A 20,727-nucleotide genomic window follows, 5' to 3' on the forward strand; every position below is an offset into this window, starting at 1 on the left:
ATGTCGGGGCAGGCAACCCAGCCGGGCAAGGGTACCAAGCCGATGCGTATCGTCATTCTGGGCGCATTTTCCGCGCTCTATTTCCTGCTCATGGCCTCGACGTTCAATTCGCTGGGCCAGGTCCTGCCGATGATCGTTGCCGATCTGCATTTCAGCTGGGGCCAGGCGGGCTTCGGTTTTACCGTGCTGGGCGTTGCCTGCGGCGCGGCCTCGATGCTGCCGGCAGCCACGATCCGCCGGTTCGGCGTTGCCGTGACACTGCTGATGGGCATGGCGCAGCTTATCGCCGGTTTCGCCGCACTGGCCTGGATGCACAGCGTGACGATGTATCTGGTGGGCACGCTGCTCCTCGGCCTGGGCTTCTGCTTCTGCGGATCGATCGCCGCGGTCGATGCCATCGGCAATGCATTCGAGCAGCGCCGCGCCACCGCGATCGGGCTCTATTTCACCGCCGGGAATCTCGGCGCCGTGGCCGGCCCGCTGACATTCTTCGCCGTTCATTCGGCCACCGGCAGCTGGCGCCTCTACTGGCTGGTCTGCGCGGGCGCTGCGCTGATACTGGGCCTGTTCGCGGCAGCGGTCTGTGGCCTTTACGAACGCCGCGTGGGCGCGGTGCATGGTCCGGCGGACGAAGCCCCGCCCGCGCCCGAGGGGTGGACGGCGCGGGCTGCATTTGCATCGTGGCAGTTCTGGATCGTGGTCATGGCCTACACCGCGTGCCTGCTGATCAATACCACCGTGCACAGCTTCGCCTATCAGCACATGCTGGAACGGCAGGTGGCACCGGGGGTTGCCACCGGTTTCATATCAACCGCCGCCTTCGTGGCCGCGGTCGCCGCGGGGCTGGCCGGCATTGCCGGGCAGAAAGTAGATGCCCGCGCGCTGACGGTGGTGGCGCTGGTGGGATCGGCGCTTTCGTCGCTGGCGCTGGTGGTGCCGCCGGGCACGGCGGCGCTGGGCTTTTTTGCGGCGACCTTCGGCATCGGCATCGGTGTCTCTACCGTCGGGACCGCGCTGCTGCTGCGCAGCTGGTTCGGCGGCCGCGCCGCGCTCGAACTCTATTCGGTGATGACGGTGGTTTCCACTTCGGCCGCGATCGGCCCCAGCATCGGCGGGCATCTTCACGATACCACGGGCAGCTTCGTGCCCAATTTCGCCGGCCAGGCGGCGATCGGCGTGATCGTGGCGCTGCTGGTGATGCTCGCCCGGCGGCCGGTTCAGCGCCTGGGTGGCCAAGCTTTGGCGTAAAGGCGCGGCGCCTGAGGCAGCGCGCCTGATGTCTTGCGACTAAGGCCGGGTCGATCCGCGCACCACCAGCCGCACCGGCACGCGCCGCGCGGTCGCCGGGTCTCCGGCAATCATCGCCAGCAGACGGTCCACCAAGAGCGAGCCCGCCACTTCGAAATCCGATTCCACCGTGGTCAGCGGCGGCGTTGACCAGGCGCCGGCACGCACCCCGTCGAAACCCACCACGCCGATCTCGTCGGGCACACGGCGTCCGCGTGCCACCAGTTCCTTCAGCGCGCCCAGTGCGATTTCGTCGCTTACGCCGAAAATCCCGTCGAACGGATGGCCGCTTTCGATCAGCGCGGCGGCGGCGCGGCGGCCCTGCTCCTCGCGCGGCAGCCCACGTTCGATGCGCTGAAGCACGGGTTCCAGCCCGGCGCTGCGCATCGCCGCGGCATAGCCGTCATAACGTTCCTTGAACTGGCGCTGGGGCGAGGTTTCCGATCCCAGGCAGACGATATGGCGATAGCCGCGCACCAGCATGTGGCGGGTGGCAAGCGTCGCCCCGGCGTGGTTGTCGCTGCGCACCCAGGGAAAATCGTCCTGCGTCGCGCCCCAGCAGACCCAGTGGCTGCCTTCGGGCAGGGCGCCGAAATAGTCCCACGCAGCGGTGTTTTCGCTCGTGCCGATCACGATCATGCCATCGGCCTTGCGGCGTTCCTGATAATGCCCCCAGAAGTTGTCCGGGCTGTCCTGAAAAGCGACCAGCACTTCATAGCCGCGCGCCGCCGCCGCCGCGCAGGTGCTGCCGAGCAGGGCGTAATAGAACGGGTTGAGGTCCTTGCGATCCTGCCCTGGCCGGCAGACCATTACCACGGCGAGCGTGCCGGTCTTGCCCCGGCGCAGGCGCGCGGCGTTCTCGTCGACCTGGTAGTTCAGCTTGCGTGCGGCTTCCATCACCCGCTGCCGGGTGGGCGCACTGATCGAAGGATCGCCGGCCAGCGCCCGGCTGACGGTCGACTGGCTAACGCCTGCCGTTTCGGCGACGTCGAAGCTGGTAACGCGGGTCAGGCGCTTTTCGGTCATGGCTCCAGTCTCTTTCGCGGGCGGTCAGCGGAAGCTGTCCTTGGCAGCGCGCAAGGCGGCAAACGTGGCAATGGCATCGCCGCCGCCCCAGCGGGATTTCAGTACCGGATCATCGGCCCGCAGGAACGGATTGGTGGCAAGCTCGCGCGCCAGCGCCGTGGGCACGGTCGGCAGGCCTTGCGCGCGCCGGGTGTTCACTTCGCTGGCATAGGCCGCAAGCGCCGCGTTGTCGGGATCGGCGTGCAGGGCAAAGCTGGCATTGCCGGCGGTATATTCGTGCGCGCAATGGATGAGGGTCTGCGGCGGCAAGGCCTTGAGCCGCACCAGGCTGGCCCAGAACTGGTCAGGCGTGCCTTCGAACATGCGCCCGCAGCCCAGCGCGAACAGCGCATCGCCCACGAATGCCAGGCCGGCGTCGGGCAGATGATAGGCGATATGGCCCCGCGTATGCCCGCCGACGGCCAGGACATCGGCCCGATATGCGCCCAGCAGCACGGTATCGCCGCCATCGACAGCGCGATCGACGCCGTCGATCCGGTCGGCCTCGCCGGCAGGCGCGGTGATCGTGCAGCCGGTCGCGGCCTTGATCGCGGCATTGCCGCCGGCATGATCGGGATGCCAGTGGGTGTTCCAGATCTGCGTGATGCGCCAGCCGCGCGCCGCGGCCTCGGCCAGATAGCGCTCGGCATCGGGGGTATCGACACACACCGTCTCGCCGCTTGCACCATCGTGCACCAGGAAGCCGTAATTGTCCGAAAGGCACGGAAACTGGTGAACTTCGATCATGCTTGCTCGCTCGCCCCTGATGCTCGCCCTCTCATAGCGCAAATGCTGCAAAGCAAAAGACGGCAAACGGGCGTTAACCGATACGGCCGATCGCACCCGTGAAAAAACCCGCCAGGCGCATGGCCTGACGGGTCCTTTCGATCTGCCAGCGCGGCCGGGCGGCGCCCGGCCAGGGCCGGGTCAGCCGCGCGCCTTGAGAGCTTCGCCCAGGATGTCGCCCAGCGAAGCGCCCGAGTCCGACGAACCGTACTGTTCCACGGCTTCCTTTTCCTCGGCCAACTGGCGCGCCTTGACCGAGAAGTTGGGCTTCTTGGAGCGATCGAAACCGGTGACCATGGCATCGATCTTCTGGCCCACCTGGAAACGGTCGGGGCGCTGCTCGTCGCGATCGCGGCCCAGGTCCGAACGCTTGATGAAGCCGGTCGCGCCCTCTTCGCCGGCCTGTACTTCCAGGCCGCCGTCGCGCACTTCGAGCACGGTGACGGTCACCACTTCGCCACGGCGCAGCGAGCCCGAGTTGGTGACGCCGCCAGCGGCCGGCGCACCCTTTTCAAGCTGCTTCATGCCCAGGCTGATGCGCTCCTTGTCGACATCGACGTCGAGCACCACGGCCTTGACCTGTTCGCCCTTGCGATGAAGCGCCAGCGCGTCTTCGCCCGAAATGCCCCAGGCGATGTCCGACATGTGGACCATGCCGTCCACGTCGCCGTCCAGGCCGATGAACAGGCCGAATTCGGTGGCATTCTTGACTTCGCCTTCCACGATCGAGCCGACCGGGTGCTTTTCGGCAAAGCCTTCCCACGGGTTCTGCTGCGCCTGCTTGAGGCCCAGGCTGATGCGGCGCTTGTCGCTGTCGACTTCCAGCACCATGACATCCACTTCCTGGCTGGTCGAAACGATCTTGCCGGGATGGACGTTCTTCTTGGTCCACGACATTTCCGAAACGTGGACCAGGCCTTCGATGCCCGCTTCCAGTTCCACGAAAGCGCCGTATTCGGTGATGTTGGTAACCGTGCCGCGTAGCTTGGCGCCCACCGGGTACTTGGCGGCGACGCCGTCCCAGGGATCGCTTTCCAGCTGCTTCATGCCCAGCGAGATGCGCTGCGTATCCTGGTTGATGCGGATGATCTGTACGCGCACGGTGTCACCGATGGCGATCACTTCGCTCGGATGGTTGACGCGCTTGTAGCTCATGTCCGTCACGTGGAGCAGGCCGTCGATGCCGCCCAGATCGACGAACGCGCCGTAATCGGTGATATTCTTGACCACGCCGTCGATGATCTGGCTTTCCTTGAGGTTCTGGATAAGGCCCGAACGCTGTTCGGCGCGGGTTTCTTCCAGCACGGCGCGGCGCGAAACCACGATGTTGCCACGGCGGCGATCCATCTTGAGGATCTGGAAGGGCTGCGGCATGTCCATCAGCGGGGTCACGTCGCGCACCGGGCGGATATCGACCTGCGAGCCGGGCAGGAAAGCCACGGCGCCGTCGAGATCGACAGTGAAGCCACCCTTCACGCGGCCGAAGATCACGCCTTCGACGCGCTTGCCTTCGCCGAATTCGGCTTCGAGCTTGTCCCATGCGGCTTCGCGGCGGGCGCGGTCGCGGCTGAGCATGGCTTCGCCGTCGGCGTTTTCGACGCGGTCGACGAAGACTTCGACTTCGTCACCGACCTTGAGGCCGTGCGGCTGGCCGGGGGCGGCGAATTCGCGCAGGGCCACGCGGCCTTCGCTCTTGAGGCCGACATCAATGACGGCCTTGTCGTTTTCGATGGCAGTGACAGTGCCTTTGACGACGCGGCCTTCAAAGCCACCGTTGGCGCTGGCGCCCAGCGATTCGTCAAGCAGCGCGGCAAAATCGTCGCGCGTCGGATTGGTCGACATGAAAAAGTCTTCCTCGGTATCGATGTTTCCGGCCAGGCGGTTGGTTCCGCCGGTCTTTCTCCGCACCACTGCCCCATTGCAGGATGCGGGCCAAAAGGGCCGATCCGCCGGTACGGGCCGGATGCCCGCGCTGGCATTCCTGCCCGGGACGGGAAAGAACCCGGCGCGCTTAGGCCTGCAGGCCTGCAAATGCAAGCAAAACCCCGCTTTCGTCGCAAGCCCGGCGGTCAGCGCAGGGCGGCAAGTCAGCGCAGGGCGGCAAGCAGATCGTGCGCAAAGGCCGAAAGCGTATCGTCGCGCGCACCCATGATCACTACGCGGTCGCCCGGGCGCGCCAGATCCGCCAGCCTGCGCCCGGCGGCCGCGCGCTCGGCCATATGTTCGGCCCGGCCGCCTTGCGCATTGACCAGGGCAACGATGCGTTCGGAACCCTGCGTGCGGTCCACCGTGCCACCGAAATAGACCGGATCGGTCAGGATCACGCGGTCTTCGCTGCCCAGCCGGGTGGCCAGGACCTGCGCCAGCTCGGCGCCCATCTGGCGCAGCGGGCCATAGCCGTGCGGCTGGAACAAGGCCAGCACGCGGCCGGGATGGGCCTTGAGCGTGGCAAGCGTGGCCGCCACCTTTTCGGGGTTGTGGCCGAAATCGTCGATCACCGTCACCCCCGCCGGGCTGGTGCCGACGATGTCGAACCGGCGCGCGAGGCCCGCATAACCGCCCAGTGCCGCGGCTGCATCGGCCAGCGGCACTTCCAGCGCGCGCAATGCCGCCAGCGCGGCAAGGGCATTGGCCAGGTTGTGCCGCCCCGGCACGGCAAGCGCGAGCGGGAACCGGCTCCCGTCACGGCGGTCGATCACCGTGGCTGTCACCGTCGTGGGGTTTTCGGTCACGCTGCCGGGAACCACGCCGATCGTTGCGTGCGCGGCGAATCCGAAGGTCAGCAGTTTGCGCGCCCGCGGCGCCAGGGCCATGCTTTCGGCATCGTCCGCATTGATCACGGCCTGTGGCGCGCCGGCTACGAAATCGCCAAACAACTCGCGCAGTTCCGCCAGGCTCTTGTGATCGAGACTGACGTTGTTGAGCACCGCGATCCGGGGGCGATAAAGCGCGATCGACCCGTCGCTTTCGTCCACTTCGGAAACGAACGCTTCGCCCCGGCCGATGCGGGCCGAGGCGAACGGCGCATCGGGCGTGGCGAAATTCTTCATCACCGCGCCGTTCATGATCGTGGGATCGCGGCCCAGTGCGGTCAGCATCCAGCCGATCATGCCGGTGACGGTGGATTTGCCGCTGGTGCCGCCGACCGCCAGCCCCACGGGCGCGGCGTTGAACAGCCGGGCCAGCAACTGCGCGCGGGTGAAGCGCGGGCAACCCAGCGCCGTGGCGCGCACCACTTCGGGCACGGTGTCTTCCACCGCGGCCGAAGCCACCAGCGCCTGATCGGCAGACGTGATGCCGCTGCCGTCCTGGGGAAACAGCGCGAAACCCAGGCTTTCCAGCCAGGCGAACTTTTCGGGAGTGCGCCCCTGGTCACGGCTGCGATCCGAACCTGCCACCCGCGCGCCGGCGCCTTTCAGTATCAGCGCAAGTGGCAGCATGCCCGAGCCGCCGATACCGCAAAAGAACCATGGGTGCGCAAGAAGCGCATTATCGGGCGCATGATCGATCTGGGCCATGCCCGGCCACTACAGCAAACCGCCGGCAAGGCAAAGTTGCCGGCGTGCACGAACGCCCGCGGGGCAATTGCCGGTCGGCAAAAGGGCGTCGGCTGGCAAAAGGCTGGCCGGAGCCGCACGGGTGCGTGCGGTTCGGCCAGCCTTTTTCAGCCGGGCATAGAGTCGGGAAAGACAGGACCGGAGCCATCGCCGCCTGGCAGGCGGCAGGTTCGGTCAAGTCCATTCCCGCGCCCGATTTGCCAGAGCAAGGGTGACAATACCGGAGCAGCGGCGCGGCAATGCCATCGCATCCGTTCGGCTCTGTCATCCGCTTAACGCGCCAGGGCTGCCGATCCTTCCCGCATTTCGCACCCTAAGTATTCGCGCAAGGTTTCGTTAACCTCGCGCGGTGGACGAAGCGCGCGGCAGGGCCTAACGGATAGGCATGTTGCGCATCGCCGTCTGTGCCCCGTCAACGCCTTTCGATCGTGCCGATGCCGCGCGCGTGGCCGCGCTGGTGGCGGACTATCCCGGGCTGGACATCGCCTTTCACGAACAATGCTTTGCCCAAGAGGGGCATTTCGCCGGTTCCGATGCCGTGCGCCTGGCCGCTTTTCTCGAATGCGCCAACGATCCGGCTTTCGATGCCCTGTGGTTCGCGCGCGGGGGCTATGGCGCGGCGCGGATCGCGCAGGATGCCGTGGCTCTGCTGGGGCCGGCGGCGCACGGCAAACGTTACCTCGGCTATTCCGATGGCGGGGTCTTGCTCGCGGCGCTCTATCGCGCGCGGATCGGGCTGCCGGTGCATGCGCCGATGCCCGTGGATCTGCGGCGGCCAGGCGGCGAAGCGGCGATCCGGCGCGTGCTCGCCTGGCTCGGCGGCGATGCGCAGGGGCTCGAACCGTCGCTCGATAATGCCACGCCCGCCGTGGCGTTCAACCTCATGACGCTCTCGACGATCATGGGCACGCCGGTCATGCCCGATCTGGCCGGCCATGTCGTGATGGTGGAGGAAGTTGGCGAATACGATTATGCCGTCGACCGTCTGCTGTTTCATGTCACGGCCGGGCTGGCGGCCACGGGCGCGGCCGGACTGCGGCTCGGTCGGGTAACGCAGGTACCTGAAAACGATCGGCCTTTTGGCATTCCGGTGGCGGAAATGGCGCGCCACTGGTGTGCCCGGCACGGGCTGCCCTATCTGGGCCGTGCCGGGATCGGCCACGATGCCGCCAATGGTATCGTGCCGTTCGGGCTTGCAGGAACGGCGCCGGGCCAATAGGGCGCCCGCCAGTTTGCAGGAGGCAGCGATCAATGCGGGCATTCGTTTTTCCGGGGCAGGGCAGCCAGAAAGTGGGCATGGGCGCCGAGCTGGCGGCCGCCAGCTCCGCCGCGCGCGAAGTGTTCGAGGAAGTGGATGACGCGCTGGGGCAGAAGCTGTTCCAGATCATGACGCAAGGCCCCGACGACGCCCTGACGCTGACCGAAAATGCCCAGCCGGCGATCATGGCCCATGCCATCGCCGTGCTGCGCGTGCTGGAAAAGGAAGGCGGCCTGCAACTGGCCGGCAAGGCCGATTTCGTGGCCGGGCACAGCCTGGGCGAATATACCGCGCTTTGCGCCGCGGGCGCGTTTTCGCTGCCGGATACGGCCCGCCTGCTCAAGCTGCGCGGGCAATCGATGCAGGCTGCCGTGCCCGTCGGCGAAGGCGCGATGTGCGCGCTGCTGGGTGCCGATATCGATAAGGCGAGCGCCCTTGCCGAAGCGGCAGCGCAGGGCGAGGTCTGCACCGTGGCCAACGACAACGATCCCACCCAGGTGGTGCTTTCCGGCCACAAGGGCGCGATCGAGCGCGCCGTGGCGCTGGTCAAGGACCATGGCATCAAGCGCGGCGTGCTGCTGCCGGTTTCCGCGCCGTTCCACTGCCCGCTGATGCAGCCGGCGGCCGACGCCATGGCGCAGGCGCTGGCCGCCACCCCGCCGCAGCCCTTTCGCGTGCCGCTGCTGGCCAACGTGACGGCCGCGATCGTCACCGATCCGGCCCAGGTGCGGCAATTGCTGGTCGAGCAAGTCACTGGTCGCGTCCGCTGGCGCGAAAGCGCGATCGCGATGAAGGACGCGGGCGTGGAAAGCTTCGTCGAACTCGGCGGCAAAGTCCTCGCCCCGATGATCACCCGCTCCGCCGGCCCGGACCTCGCGGTGACGAGCGTGGTCTCCATGGCGGACATCGAAACGCTGGCGAGGGATTTGTGAAATTCTAGGTAAAATGATCTCGCACAAAGGTGCAGAGAGAGCGCGTATGAAAGCGATGGACACCATTGGCGGCGATGTGATCGAGGCCAAGCCGGTGAAACGGATCAACGTGGCTCATGCCGGGCAGGTTCTGAGGTATGTGCGGCTGATGGACGTGCCGCTTGGCCTGTTGCTGAACTTTTCTGGCGAAACGATGAAGGAAGGCATGCGACTGTTGATCAACGAGCATCCGCGTAATGCCGAGAATCTCAGCGCCGCTGCGCCTCTGCGCGAATCCTGATAACTGGAGCCAAGATGATGGAAAACCGCCTTTTTGACCTGACCGGCATGACCGCGCTCGTAACCGGTGCGGCCGGTGGCATTGGTTCGGCGATCAGCCATGCGCTGGCAAGGCAGGGCGCGCGGCTGGCGTTGTCGGGCACCAACCCGGCCAAGCTGCGCACGTTCCGCGAGGAGCTGAACGATACCTATGGCCACGATCATGTCGAAGTGACGTGCGACCTTTCCAATGCCGAGCAAGTGGAAAAGCTGATCCCCGCCGCGCTCGACACGCTGGGCAAGATCGACATCCTCGTCAACAACGCCGGCATCACGCGTGACAATCTGGCGATGCGGATGAAGGACGAGGAATGGGACGCGGTGATCCGCGTCAATCTGGAAGCCGCATTCCGCCTGATGCGCGCGGCGGCGAAGCCGATGATGAAAGCGCGCTTTGGCCGCATCGTCACGATCACCAGCGTGGTCGGCGCCACCGGCAATCCCGGTCAGGTGAACTATGCCGCCGCCAAGGCAGGCCTTGTCGGCATGTCGAAAAGCCTCGCCCAGGAACTGGCCAGCCGCAACGTGACTGTCAATTGCGTCGCGCCCGGCTTCATCCGCACGGCGATGACCGACGTGCTGCCCGATGCGCAGAAGGAGGCGCTCAACGGCCGGATCCCGATGGGCCGCATGGGCGAGGGGCAGGACATCGGCGCGGCCGTCGCCTACCTGGCCAGCAAGGAGGCCGGCTATGTCACCGGCCAGACGCTGCACGTGAACGGCGGCATGGCAATGTTCGCTTGATGCGCTGGCACAGGCCTGCCGTGAACGGGTTCGCTGTCACGGGGATCATCGTGCAGGCCCTGATGCTGGGGCTGTGCGTTGCGGCGCCCGCCGCGGCGCGCCCGCCCGAAGCGCTCGCCTGTGCGATCAAGGCCGCGCCCGAGGGGCTGGACCAGCGCGTTGCCGAGGCGATCCTGGCACCGGGGACGCTCGCCGCCAACGCCACCCAGGCCGATCTGCGGGCCATTACCGATACCTGCGCCATAGACCAGTTGCTGGGCAAACGGCAGCGCGATGCCTATTTCAGCTATACCTGGGGGCGCATGGGGCGCGATGCGCTCGACGGGCAGATGGCCGCTCTGGGCATCCGGGCCGGCTTGATCGACCAGGCGCTCGACATCGGCCCGGGCAACGCCAACAATCCCGCCGAAAAGGTGACGCAAGGCGATCTGCGCATTGTCGGCGAAGCGCTCGACAAGGCCGGGAAACCGCCGGCGAGCGTGACGGCGCAGGGCTGGCAACTCATCACCGGCTGGATCGTCGCGACCGCGCTGATGTTCGACGGGCAGCGCGATCTGGACTGAAACCGCTCTTTTTTGCCCTTTCCGGGTCATTTATGCACAGTTTCACGGGGGCGGGGCATGCCGAGCCTTGCCCAAGGGGCACTCCACGCTAAGAAAGGTGGTCCGAAACGCAGCGCTACGGGCCGTGATTCCATGGCCTTTCGGCGTGCAGCCAACCCGGACGGCGCCTGCCCGTCCAGTCCGGCGTGCTTCAGCGCTTGCCTGAAGCGGCCGGGTTACGAGACTGGGGATCGAGACGAGAATGAAGGCAACCATCGAACGCGCGACCCTTTTGCGCTGCCTCTCCCATGTCCAGTCGGTTGTCGAACGCCGCAACACCATTCCCATCCTGTCAAACGTCCTGATCGAGGCTTCGCCCGACGATTCGGTGCGCCTGATGGCGACCGACCTCGATCTGCAGATCGTGGAATCGATGCCCGCCGTCGCGGTGGAAGGGGCGGGCGCCATCACCGTGTCGGCGCACCTGCTGTTCGATATCGCGCGCAAGCTGCCCGATGGCGCGCAGGTCAGCCTCGAAACGGCGGATAACCGCATGATCGTGAAAGCCGGGCGCACCCGGTTCCAGTTGCCCACGCTGCCGCGCGACGATTTCCCGATGATCGTCGAAGGCGATCTGCCGACCAGCTTCGAAATTTCCGCGCGCGTCCTGGCCGAACTGATCGACCGGACGCGGTTTGCCATTTCGACCGAGGAAACCCGCTATTACCTCAACGGGATATTCTTTCACGTCGCCGAAGAGGTGCTGAAAGCCGCGGCCACCGACGGCCACCGCCTGGCACGCTATACTCTGCCGCGCCCCGAAGGCGCCGAAGGCATGCCCGACGTGATCGTGCCGCGCAAATGCGTGGCCGAGTTGCGCAAGCTGCTGGAAGAAGTGCTCGATACCAACGTGCTGCTCGATCTTTCGGCCAGCAAGGTGCGGTTCACCCTGGGTGGCGAACATGGCGTGGTGCTGACCAGCAAGCTGATCGACGGCACGTTCCCCGATTACAGCCGGGTCATTCCCACCGCCAACGACAAGCTGCTGAAACTCGATCCGCGCAGTTTCTATGAAGGTGTGGATCGCGTGGCGACGATCGCCACCGAAAAGACCCGCGCCGTGAAAATGGCTTTGGAAACCGATCGCGTCACCTTGTCGGTAACCAGCCCCGACAACGGCACCGCAGCCGAGGAACTGCCTGCCGACTATACCGCGCAAGGGTTCGAGATCGGCTTCAATGCCAATTATCTCAAGGATATACTAAGCCAGATCGATGGCGATACGGTGGAACTGCACCTGGCCGATGCCGGCGCGCCGACCTTGATCCGCAAGGACGACAAGGCCCCTGCGCTCTATGTGCTGATGCCGATGCGGGTCTGATCCCGCCTCTTGGGTACGGCGCGCCCGCGACGGCGGCCGGCGGGCATCTCCGCGCGATCCCCTACGCGTGCTTCAGGCGCTCTTGATCCCGCATGGCTATGGCCTTGTCAGCCTATCCGACGAGGAACAGCCATGGCCCTTACCCAGCATGACATCGACAGCAAGCTGTCTTTCTTCAACATCACCGGCGAAGACGTTGCGCGCTTCGGTTTCATTGCCGCGGCCATGGAACGCACGGCGCCGCCGGCGCTGGACCGGCTTTACGATCGCATCGCCACAACGCCCGAAACCGCGCGGTTCTTTCCCTCGCGTGAGGCCATGCGGCATGCGCGGGACAAGCAGATGGCGCATTGGAGCGCCATGTTCAGCCGCGCGCCAGGCCTGCCCTATGTCGAGCGGGCTCAGCGGATCGGTGAAATCCACGCCCGCATCGGGTTGGCCCCTGCCTGGTACATCGGCGCCTATGCCACCGTTCTGGAAGACGTGATCGTGAAGTTTCTCGGGCGTGGCCCGGGCGCGCTGTCAAAACGCCGCGCCCGGGCCGTCGCCACGCTGGTCAAGATGGCGCTCGTCGACATGGACGTGGCGCTGTCTGCCTATTTCGAAGCGGAAGAGCGCAAGCGCGAGGTCGTGGTGGAGCAGGTGGGCCACACCGTGCGGATGATGACCGATGGCGATTTCACCGTGGCCCTTTCCGGCCTGCCAGAGGCCTATGCCGCCCTGGAACATGACCTTGAAACCATGCGCAAAAACGTGAGCGGGGCGCTGGCTGCCGTTTCCGAAACGTCGCGCGCGGTCGATACGGGGGCGCGGGAAATCCGCGAGGCTTCCGACGATCTGGCGCGGCGGACCGAACAACAGGCCGCCTCTCTCGAAGAGGCTTCGGCCGCGATCACCACTCTGTCGGCCACGGTCGGCACGACGGCCGACGAAGCAGCCGGGCTCCATTCCTCCGTCCAGCAGGCGCACGGCGATGCGCGCCAGGGCGGCCTGGTGGTGGAAGAGGCCGTGCGGGCGATGAACGACATTCACCGTTCGGCTGCGGAAATCGGCAAGATCATCGCGGTTATCGATGGCATTGCATTCCAGACCAACCTTCTGGCGCTCAATGCCGGGGTCGAGGCTGCGCGGGCCGGCGATGCCGGGCGCGGGTTTGCCGTGGTGGCCAACGAAGTGCGCGCCCTGGCGCAGCGGTCGGCCGACGCGGCGCGGGATATCAAGACGTTGATCGGCGAAAGTTCGGTACAGGTGGAACGCGGCGTCACGCTGGTGGGTCAGACAGGCGAGACCTTCGAACGGATCGTCAGCCGCGTGGGCGCGATTGCCGACGTGGCCAGCAACATTGCCGAGGGGGCGCAGGAACAGGCTGCCAACATCCGCCAGATTCAGGCCACGGTCAACGCTCTGGACGTGATGACCCAGCAGAACGCGGCGATGGTGGAACAGGCCACGGCCGCCTCGCGCAGTCTTGCCGAAGAGGCCGACCGCATGGCCGATCTGGTACGCCATTTCCGGGTGGAAGGCGCGGTTCTGCCCCAGGCCGCGCTGCCGCGCCGCGCCGCTTGACGGGTTCTGGCCTTGACTGGTCCTGTCGCTGTCTCAGGTCTCGTCGAAGAAGGCCCGCAGCCGGGCGGCAAAGCTTTCGGGATCGGCCAGCATGAACAGATGCCCGCCGCCGTCGAACATTTCCAGCCTGCTGCCGGGGATGGCGGCGTGCAGGAACTGCGCGTTGGCAGGCGGTATCAGCTGGTCTTCGCTGTCGTGCATGATCAGCGTCGGCACCGAAAGCAGCGGCAGGAAGGGCGCGCTGCTCCAGCTCGAAAAGGCGCCAAGCTGATAGGCCCAGCCGACCGCGGATGGCGGCATCGCCGCGTTCAACGAAACCGCCTGGCGTCCGCCGCCGTTGTACAGCGAGGCGAGGTTGCGCTGCAGCGTGCGCGCCAGGGTGTATTCGCGCGGATCGGCCATGTTGCTGATCATCGAAGGGCTGCCGGGTACCATGGCCGCCCCGGCGGCCGTGGCGGCCAGGGCAAGGCGGCCGATCCTGGCGCGATGCTGGAACGCGAACTGCTGCGCCACCGCGCCGCCCCAGCTGATGCCCAGCACGTCGACCCGGCCCAGATGCAGGCGATCTAGCAACGACGCGAGCGTGAGGGCCATGCTGGGCACGGTGTAGGGGATGATCGGATCGGGCGATTTGCCGGTTCCGGGCATATCGAAACTGATGATCCGGCGGCAGGGCAGAGCGCGGGCCACCGGCTCCACCAGTTCCATGTTCATGCCGATCCCGTTGAGCAGGACCAGCGGCCGCGGTCCGCTTGCACGCACGTGCCACTGTCCCAGTCGCAGCCGCCGCCCGGCCACGCCAACCATGGAAAAATCAGCGCTCGAACTTGCCACGATCCCGTCGTCTCCTGCCGGTTGCAGCATGATCCTGCCCGCGAAACGCCCGTTTCTCGCACGGTCACGGCTGATCCGGCCCCCGGACCGCGCGTAGCAGTTTCGCAAGGGCGGTAAAAGTGGGCAGATTTTAAGGTGTCTGGGCCCGGTTGTTTAACGCTTTTTTCAAAGCCGTTAGGCCACATCGGTAACCATGGTAGACGTATCCGGGGCAGAGCAGTTGGAAACCGAAGCACGGGGGCAGGATCGCCGTGACTTTGCACGCACGCAACGGCGGCGCGAACGTGTTCCGTCGAGCCATGCGCCGCTGCGGCACCGCAACCGTCTGATCGCCCGCGAATGGCCGCAGATGGCCGCGCCGATGGCCGTGGGCCTTGCCGGCCTGGCGCTGCTCAACGGCGCGCTGCCTGATGGAACCGTACTCTCGCTGGGCATAACCTCGGTGGTTCTGGCGCTTCTCGGCGTTCTTGCCGTGCGTGTGGAAAACGCCGGGGTAACGGGCACGGCACCGCGCATGATGCTGATGACCCTGGCGGTGGGCATGCCGATGTTCCTGTTCGGAGCGGCGCTCGGCCACTGGGCCGACCTTGGCACCGTGCCCTGGTTGCAGGTGCTGGCGCTGATCGTCACGCTGTCGCTGCTGGCGACGATGTTCGAAAGCGGGCAACTGGCGGGCATCCTGGTGGCGCAGGTGGCGATCTGGGCCGGCCTCGCTTGCGCGGCGAGCCGTCTGGGCGGGCTGGTTACGCTGGGCATCGGCCTGGCCGTGGCGGTGGCCGCCTATTTCCGCCAGCGTGAGATCGAGGCGCGTGCCCGCGAGCAGATGGAGATCGAAACCCGCATCCAGACGCGCGCGCAGGAAATCCTCGCCGATTACGAGGAAACCGGGCAGGGCTGGTTCTGGGAGACCGACCGCCGCGGCCAGATCACCTATCTTTCGCGCCCGGTGGCCCAGGTTTTGGGGCGCAGCGTCGAAGAGCTGATCGGGCGCCCGTTTTCCGAGCTGTTCAACCTGTCGGATCAGGCCGGCGAGGGGGAACGCACGCTGTCGTTCCACCTTTCGGCACGCTCCAGCTTCACCGAGCTGGCGGTACGCGCCGCCACCGATCTGGAAGAGCGCTGGTGGCAGATAAACGGCCGTCCCACCTATGATACGTTCAACAATTTCCAGGGCTTTCGCGGATCGGGCACCGATCTGACGGAAAAGCGCCGCTCGGCCGAATATGCCTCGCGCCTCGCGCAGTTCGATTCGCTGACCGGCCTGTCGAATCGCCTGCGCATGTCGCAGACGCTCGAAAAGATCCTGGTGGCACCGCAGGTTCAGCACCGCTGCTGTGCGGTGTTCCTGCTCGATCTCGACCGGTTCAAGCAGGTCAACGATACGCTGGGCCATCCGGCAGGCGATGCGCTGCTCAAGCAGGTGGCGCAGCGGCTGGAAAGGGCGGTGGGCAATATCGGGCGCGTGGGCCGGCTGGGCGGCGACGAATTCCAGGTGATCATTCCCGGGATGATCGAGCGTGACCATCTGGCCTTTCTGGCAGGCCAGGTGATCGAGCAGCTTTCGGCTCCCTATGTCATCGATGGCAGCCGGGTGATGATCGGCGCATCGGTGGGGATCGCCATCGCGCCCGACGACGGGGTGACGAGCGAAGCGCTGATCCGCAACGCCGATCTGGCGCTTTATGCCGCCAAGGATGGCGGCCGCGGGCGGTTTCATTTCTATGCGGCCGATCTGCACAGCGATGCCGAAGCGCGGCGGGAACTGGAGGAAGACCTGCGCGATGCCGTGGCCAATGGCGGGATCGCGCTGTTCTACCAGCCTGTCGTGCAGACGGCGACGGAACGGATCACCGGGTTCGAGGCGCTGCTGCGCTGGCAGCATCCCAAGCACGGCTACATATCGCCCGCCAAGTTCATTCCGATTGCCGAAGAAGCGGGCCTGATCGCCGCGATCGGCGAATGGGCACTGCGCACCGCGTGCCAGGATCTGGCGCGCTGGCCGGCAGAGGTGCGCGTGGCCGTCAACGTCTCGGCATTGCAGTTCGCCAATCCGGCCTTGCCCACGATCATCACCTCGGCACTGGCTCATGCCGGCGTTGCGGCAGAGCGACTGGAGCTGGAAATCACCGAAAGCGTGTTCCTCAACAACGATGAGGGCACCGACCAGATGTTCAAGCAGCTCAAGGCCATGGGCGTGCGCCTGGCGCTCGACGATTTCGGCACCGGCTATTCCAGCCTCGGCTATCTGCGCTCCGCCCCGTTCGACAAGATCAAGATCGATCAGTCGTTCGTGCGTGGCGCCACCCAGCCCGGCAGCCGCAACGGGGCGATCATCGCCTCGATTGTCAGCCTGGCCGAAGCGCTGGGCATGGAAACCACGGCCGAAGGCGTCGAGACACTGGACGAGCTGGACCTGGTGCGCATGCTCGGGTGCAGCCACGTGCAGGGTTACATCTATGAAAAACCACTCTCGGCGCTCGATGCGGCGGCCCGCCTGTCCACCGGGCTTGTCGCCGTGGCCCAGGGGCCGCGATCGGCCCGTGCCAGCCGGCAATCGATGCTGCGCAAAGTGGTGCTGGAAAGTGCCGGGCACAGCTATAACGGCATGGTGCGCAACATCTCGCAGACCGGCGCCCTCATCGAGGGGCTATGGAACGTGCCGCCGGGCACCCATTTCCAGATCCAGCTGGCCGATGGCCATGCCGTGAGCGGCACCTGCCGCTGGAGCAGCGACGATCGCATGGGCATCGAATTCTCCGCACCGCTCAAGGCGGACGACAACGGCCGCATCGCTGTCGTCCCGATGCGGGCCGCCGTGCCCGTGCCGGCTTCCGAGCGCGCGGTGCCGCGCAAAGTGGGATGATCTGCCGCGCCTCGTGCCCCTGATGACAGCGGCGCGGGGGCCTGCTAACGGCGGCGCATGACCGACCTTGCGCTGATCCGTAATTTTTCCATCATTGCCCATATCGACCATGGCAAGTCCACGCTGGCCGACCGGCTGATCCAGTTTACCGGTGCCCTGTCAGAGCGCGAAATGACCGCCCAGGTGCTGGACAACATGGATATCGAACGCGAGCGTGGGATCACGATCAAGGCGCAGACCGTGCGCCTTGATTACAAGGGAAAGGACGGCCGGACCTATCAGCTCAACCTGATGGACACGCCGGGCCATGTCGATTTCGCCTATGAGGTCAGCCGCAGCCTGGCGGCCTGCGAAGGCGCGCTGCTGGTGGTCGACGCGGCGCAAGGGGTTGAGGCGCAGACCCTCGCCAACGTCTATCAGTCGATCGAGCACGATCACGAGATCGTGCCGGTGATCAACAAGATCGATCTGCCGGCCGCCGAACCGGAAAAGGTCAAGGCCGAAATCGAGGAAGTGATCGGCATCGATGCCAGCAACGCCGTGCTGGCCAGCGCCAAGGCGGGCATCGGCATCGAGGAAGTGCTCGATGCCGTGGTCGCGCGGATTCCGGCACCCGGCGGGGATCGCGAAGCGCCGCTCAAAGCGATGCTGGTGGATTCCTGGTACGACCCATACCTCGGCGTCGTCATTCTGGTGCGGGTGATCGACGGGGTGATCCGGAAAGGTCTGCAGGTCAAGTTCATGGCCGGCGGCACCGAACACCTGATCGATCGGGTTGGCTGCATGCGTCCCAAGATCGAGCAACTGACCGAACTGGGCCCCGGCGAGATCGGCTTCATCACCGCGCAGATCAAGGAAGTGGCCCAGGCCCGCGTCGGCGATACGATCACCACGGTCAAGGCCGGTGCGGCCGAACCGCTGGCCGGGTTCAAGGAAGTGCAGCCTGTCGTGTTCTGCGGCCTCTTCCCCACCGACGCCGCCGATTTCGAAAAGCTGCGCGATTCCATCGGCAAGCTGCGGTTGAACGATGCTTCGTTCAGTTTCGAAATGGAAACCAGCGCGGCGCTCGGCTTCGGCTTCCGCTGCGGGTTCCTGGGCCTGCTGCACCTGGAAATCATTCAGGAACGCCTGAGCCGCGAATACGATCTCGACCTTATCACCACCGCGCCCTCGGTCGTCTATCGCCTGACGATGACCGACGGTTCGCACATGGAACTGCACAATCCGGCCGACATGCCCGATGTCGTCAAGATCGACACCATGGAAGAACCGTGGATCAAGGCGACGATCTACACCCCGGACGAGTATCTCGGCTCCATTCTCAAGCTTTGCCAGGATCGGCGCGGCATCCAGACGGGGCTTACCTATGTCGGCGGGCGGGCACAGGTGAACTACGAACTGCCGCTTAACGAGGTGGTGTTCGATTTCTACGATCGGCTCAAGTCGATAAGCCGCGGCTATGCCAGTTTCGATTACGAACAGATCGGCCTGCGCGAGGGCGATCTGGTCAAGATGAACATCCTCGTGAACAACGAGCCGGTCGACGCGCTGAGCATGATCGTCCATCGCAGCCAGGCCGAGGCGCGGGGCCGGGGGCTGTGCGAGCGTCTGAAGGACCTGATCCCCCGCCACCTGTTCAAGATCCCCATCCAGGCGGCGATCGGTGCCAAAGTGATCGCGCGCGAAACCATTGCCGCCATGCGCAAGGACGTGACGGCCAAATGCTATGGCGGGGACGTCACGCGCAAAAAGAAACTTCTTGAAAAACAGAAGGAAGGCAAAAAGCGGATGCGTGAATACGGCAACGTGCAGATCCCGCAGGAAGCTTTCATCGCCGCACTGCGCATGGGCGAGGAGTAACTCTGCACGGGCAGGCCCTGTACCCAGGTGCAGGGAACCGAACCGCGCGCCGTCCGGTTGACGTTGCAAGCCATGTTCGCTGCAGCAGCACGACCGGAGGACTCTTGCCCCTTTTCCGCCTGTTCCGCTTCGCCTTGCTGGCGCTGCTGTTATGCGCGGCGCCCGCGGTCCACGCTCAGCTCAAACCCGCGGCGCCGTCCAGCCCGGCCGCACCGAGCGATCCCTATAGCCGGGAAACGCCACGCTCGTCCGTCGCCGGGCTGATCCAGGCCTTGGCCGAGCGCGATTACGAACGCACCGCGCATTTCATGTCGGTGCGGCTGGAAAATCCCCGGTTGGCCAACGGCGCGCAGGAACTGGCGCGGCGGCTGCAGGTGCTGCTCGACAAGGGTGGTTCGCTGCGCCCGTTCGGTGCGTTATCCAACGATGCGGTGGGCGATCTGAACGACGATCTGCCGTTCAACCGCGAGCAGGTCGGCACGGTGAACCTGGGCAATCAGAAAGTGCCCGTCCTGCTCGCCAGCAGCCAGCAGGGGCCGGTCGTGGTCTGGCGCGTCGCGCCCGAAACCCTGCAGATCCTTGCGCGGACCGACGTTCCGCGCGAAGAGGGTGTGATCGGCAACGGCCCGGATACGTGGATGATTGGCGGCGCCCCGGTCAACGACTGGATACTGCTGCTCGGCCTTGCCGCGGTCAGCTTTGCGTTGCTCCGCATCGTGGCCGCGGTGATTCTCATGGTCGTGCGCCGCATCGTGCCCGATTGCCAGGATAGCCCGGTTTACCGGTTCCTCACTGCCGCGCTCCCGCCGCTCAGCTTGTTCCTGTCGACCACTATCTTCTTCATGTGGGCCAATCACTTGCCGGTAGGTATCGTCGCCCGACAGACGCTGATGCGGTATGGCGGCACGCTGGCGCTGGTCTCGCTGGTGTGGTTCGCCCTGCGCCTGATCGATACCGTGGCCGAACTGACCACGCGGCGCCTGCGCCTGCACCAGCGGCGCCAGGTCATTTCGGTCGTCAATCTGCTGCGCCGGGCGGCCAAGGTGCTGCTGCTGGTCTTCACTGTCGTCGGCGTGCTCGATACCTTCGGCATCAATGTCACGACCGGCATCGCCGCGCTGGGCATCGGCGGCATCGCGCTGGCGCTGGGCGCGCAGAAGACAGTCGAAAACCTGGTGGGCAGTGTCACGGTCATTGCCGATCAGCCGGTGCAGGTGGGCGATTTCTGCAAAGTCGGCGATGTTTCGGGCACGGTGGAGGACGTGGGCATCCGTTCCACCCGCATCCGCACCAACGATCGCACGCTGGTGACCATTCCCAACGGCGATTTCGCCGCGCGGCAGATCGAAAACTTTGCGACGCGCGATCGCTTCCTGTTCAATCCCACCATCGGCCTCGCCTATGGCCTGCCCGCCGCCAAAGTGCGCGAGGCAGTCGATATCGTGACGCAGGTGCTGCTCGGCCACGACGGTGTGCTTGACGAGGGCGTGCGGGCCACGTTCACCAACTTTGCCGAAAATGCCCTGACGATCGATGTCTGGTCCTATCTTGCCGGGCCGGACTATGACAAGGCGATGCGAGCGCGGCAGGACGTGCTGCTGACGATCATGAAACGGTTCGAGGCGGCCGGCATCGAACTGGCGCAGCCGGCGCGGACCGTGCTGACGCTGGAAGGCCTTCCCGCAGCCGATGCTGCCCCGGCCCGGGCGTCATCGGCGGCGGCCGCTTCCTGAC

16 protein-coding genes are annotated in these 20,727 nt (G+C 65.8%); 11 read left to right on the top strand and 5 right to left on the bottom strand.

Annotation, left to right across the window (positions count from 1 at the left end; genetic code table 11):
• Nucleotides 1–1,248: an MFS transporter gene (locus AC3EDY_RS11120; RefSeq protein WP_488572563.1), complete on the top strand. Its 1,248-nt coding sequence runs from the start codon at nt 1–3 to the stop codon at nt 1,246–1,248.
• Between the two features lie 39 nt (nt 1,249–1,287).
• Here AC3EDY_RS11120 and AC3EDY_RS11125 read toward each other — a convergent pair whose 3' ends face one another.
• The 4 genes from AC3EDY_RS11125 to AC3EDY_RS11140 form a co-directional block, all read right to left on the bottom strand.
• Nucleotides 1,288–2,313, bottom strand: coding sequence for a LacI family DNA-binding transcriptional regulator (locus tag AC3EDY_RS11125; RefSeq protein WP_488572564.1), 1,026 nt, complete (start codon nt 2,311–2,313; stop codon nt 1,288–1,290).
• Nucleotides 2,314–2,337: 24 nt separating this feature from the next.
• Nucleotides 2,338–3,099, bottom strand: a complete 762-nt coding sequence (gene gloB / locus AC3EDY_RS11130) for a hydroxyacylglutathione hydrolase (RefSeq protein ID WP_488572565.1) — start codon at nt 3,097–3,099, stop codon at nt 2,338–2,340.
• Nucleotides 3,100–3,279: 180 nt separating this feature from the next.
• Nucleotides 3,280–4,980, bottom strand: coding sequence for a 30S ribosomal protein S1 (rpsA, locus tag AC3EDY_RS11135; RefSeq protein ID WP_488572673.1), 1,701 nt, complete (start codon nt 4,978–4,980; stop codon nt 3,280–3,282).
• Between the two features lie 245 nt (nt 4,981–5,225).
• The gene (locus AC3EDY_RS11140; protein ID WP_488572566.1) at nt 5,226–6,656 is read right to left on the bottom strand and encodes a glutamate ligase domain-containing protein; all 1,431 of its coding nucleotides are present in this window, start codon (nt 6,654–6,656) and stop codon (nt 5,226–5,228) included.
• Nucleotides 6,657–7,080: 424 nt separating this feature from the next.
• On the opposite strand from AC3EDY_RS11140, the gene AC3EDY_RS11145 reads away from it, so the two are divergent.
• The 7 genes from AC3EDY_RS11145 to AC3EDY_RS11175 all read left to right on the top strand — a co-directional run bounded on the left by AC3EDY_RS11145 (nt 7,081) and on the right by AC3EDY_RS11175 (nt 13,436).
• Nucleotides 7,081–7,914 carry an LD-carboxypeptidase gene (locus tag AC3EDY_RS11145; RefSeq protein WP_488572567.1) on the top strand — a complete coding sequence of 278 codons (834 nt, stop codon included), beginning with the start codon at nt 7,081–7,083 and terminating at the stop codon, nt 7,912–7,914.
• Nucleotides 7,915–7,946: 32 nt separating this feature from the next.
• On the top strand, nt 7,947–8,885 hold the full coding sequence (gene fabD, locus AC3EDY_RS11150) for an ACP S-malonyltransferase (protein WP_488572568.1): 939 nt from the start codon (nt 7,947–7,949) through the stop codon (nt 8,883–8,885).
• A 13-nt stretch (nt 8,886–8,898) separates the two neighbouring features.
• Nucleotides 8,899–9,165, top strand: a complete 267-nt coding sequence (locus AC3EDY_RS11155; RefSeq protein ID WP_488572569.1) for a GxxExxY protein — start codon at nt 8,899–8,901, stop codon at nt 9,163–9,165.
• Nucleotides 9,166–9,182: 17 nt separating this feature from the next.
• The gene (gene fabG, locus AC3EDY_RS11160) at nt 9,183–9,947 is read left to right on the top strand and encodes a 3-oxoacyl-[acyl-carrier-protein] reductase (RefSeq protein ID WP_488572674.1); all 765 of its coding nucleotides are present in this window, start codon (nt 9,183–9,185) and stop codon (nt 9,945–9,947) included.
• A gap of 20 nt (nt 9,948–9,967) precedes the next feature.
• Nucleotides 9,968–10,510: a hypothetical protein gene (locus AC3EDY_RS11165; protein WP_488572570.1), complete on the top strand. Its 543-nt coding sequence runs from the start codon at nt 9,968–9,970 to the stop codon at nt 10,508–10,510.
• A 241-nt stretch (nt 10,511–10,751) separates the two neighbouring features.
• Complete coding sequence (gene dnaN / locus AC3EDY_RS11170) at nt 10,752–11,870, top strand: DNA polymerase III subunit beta (RefSeq protein WP_488572571.1); 1,119 nt, start codon at nt 10,752–10,754, stop codon at nt 11,868–11,870.
• A 132-nt stretch (nt 11,871–12,002) separates the two neighbouring features.
• Nucleotides 12,003–13,436, top strand: a complete 1,434-nt coding sequence (locus tag AC3EDY_RS11175) for a methyl-accepting chemotaxis protein (protein WP_488572572.1) — start codon at nt 12,003–12,005, stop codon at nt 13,434–13,436.
• A gap of 33 nt (nt 13,437–13,469) precedes the next feature.
• On the opposite strand, the gene AC3EDY_RS11180 is transcribed toward AC3EDY_RS11175, so the two are convergent.
• On the bottom strand, nt 13,470–14,300 hold the full coding sequence (locus tag AC3EDY_RS11180) for an alpha/beta fold hydrolase (RefSeq protein WP_488572573.1): 831 nt from the start codon (nt 14,298–14,300) through the stop codon (nt 13,470–13,472).
• A gap of 163 nt (nt 14,301–14,463) precedes the next feature.
• Here AC3EDY_RS11180 and AC3EDY_RS11185 point away from each other — a divergent pair, with 163 nt between their 5' ends.
• The 3 genes from AC3EDY_RS11185 (at nt 14,464) to AC3EDY_RS11195 (ending at nt 20,726) form a co-directional block, all read left to right on the top strand.
• Nucleotides 14,464–17,133 carry an EAL domain-containing protein gene (locus AC3EDY_RS11185; RefSeq protein WP_488572574.1) on the top strand — a complete coding sequence of 890 codons (2,670 nt, stop codon included), beginning with the start codon at nt 14,464–14,466 and terminating at the stop codon, nt 17,131–17,133.
• A gap of 57 nt (nt 17,134–17,190) precedes the next feature.
• Nucleotides 17,191–18,993 (top strand): translation elongation factor 4, encoded by a 1,803-nt coding sequence (lepA, locus tag AC3EDY_RS11190; protein ID WP_488572575.1) that lies wholly within the window; start codon nt 17,191–17,193, stop codon nt 18,991–18,993.
• 104 nt (nt 18,994–19,097) lie between these two features.
• Nucleotides 19,098–20,726 (top strand): mechanosensitive ion channel family protein, encoded by a 1,629-nt coding sequence (locus AC3EDY_RS11195; RefSeq protein WP_488572576.1) that lies wholly within the window; start codon nt 19,098–19,100, stop codon nt 20,724–20,726.
• Nucleotide 20,727 lies beyond the last annotated feature (1 nt).

This window comes from Novosphingobium sp. DS6-6 (assembly GCF_057784975.1).

What these genes read in the sequence shown, in the direction of transcription:
- AC3EDY_RS11155 (WP_488572569.1), top strand. Translation starts at nt 8,899, where the DNA reads ATGATCTCGCACAAAGGTGCAGAGAGAGCGCGTATGAAAGCGATGGAC.
- lepA (WP_488572575.1), top strand. Translation starts at nt 17,191, where the DNA reads ATGACCGACCTTGCGCTGATCCGTAATTTTTCCATCATTGCCCATATC.
- AC3EDY_RS11140 (WP_488572566.1), bottom strand. Translation starts at nt 6,656, where the DNA reads ATGGCCCAGATCGATCATGCGCCCGATAATGCGCTTCTTGCGCACCCA.
- rpsA (WP_488572673.1), bottom strand. Translation starts at nt 4,980, where the DNA reads ATGTCGACCAATCCGACGCGCGACGATTTTGCCGCGCTGCTTGACGAA.
- AC3EDY_RS11180 (WP_488572573.1), bottom strand. Translation starts at nt 14,300, where the DNA reads ATGCTGCAACCGGCAGGAGACGACGGGATCGTGGCAAGTTCGAGCGCT.
- fabG (WP_488572674.1), top strand. Translation starts at nt 9,183, where the DNA reads ATGGAAAACCGCCTTTTTGACCTGACCGGCATGACCGCGCTCGTAACC.
- AC3EDY_RS11145 (WP_488572567.1), top strand. Translation starts at nt 7,081, where the DNA reads ATGTTGCGCATCGCCGTCTGTGCCCCGTCAACGCCTTTCGATCGTGCC.
- fabD (WP_488572568.1), top strand. Translation starts at nt 7,947, where the DNA reads ATGCGGGCATTCGTTTTTCCGGGGCAGGGCAGCCAGAAAGTGGGCATG.
- AC3EDY_RS11185 (WP_488572574.1), top strand. Translation starts at nt 14,464, where the DNA reads ATGGTAGACGTATCCGGGGCAGAGCAGTTGGAAACCGAAGCACGGGGG.
- dnaN (WP_488572571.1), top strand. Translation starts at nt 10,752, where the DNA reads ATGAAGGCAACCATCGAACGCGCGACCCTTTTGCGCTGCCTCTCCCAT.
- gloB (WP_488572565.1), bottom strand. Translation starts at nt 3,099, where the DNA reads ATGATCGAAGTTCACCAGTTTCCGTGCCTTTCGGACAATTACGGCTTC.
- AC3EDY_RS11175 (WP_488572572.1), top strand. Translation starts at nt 12,003, where the DNA reads ATGGCCCTTACCCAGCATGACATCGACAGCAAGCTGTCTTTCTTCAAC.
- AC3EDY_RS11125 (WP_488572564.1), bottom strand. Translation starts at nt 2,313, where the DNA reads ATGACCGAAAAGCGCCTGACCCGCGTTACCAGCTTCGACGTCGCCGAA.
- AC3EDY_RS11120 (WP_488572563.1), top strand. Translation starts at nt 1, where the DNA reads ATGTCGGGGCAGGCAACCCAGCCGGGCAAGGGTACCAAGCCGATGCGT.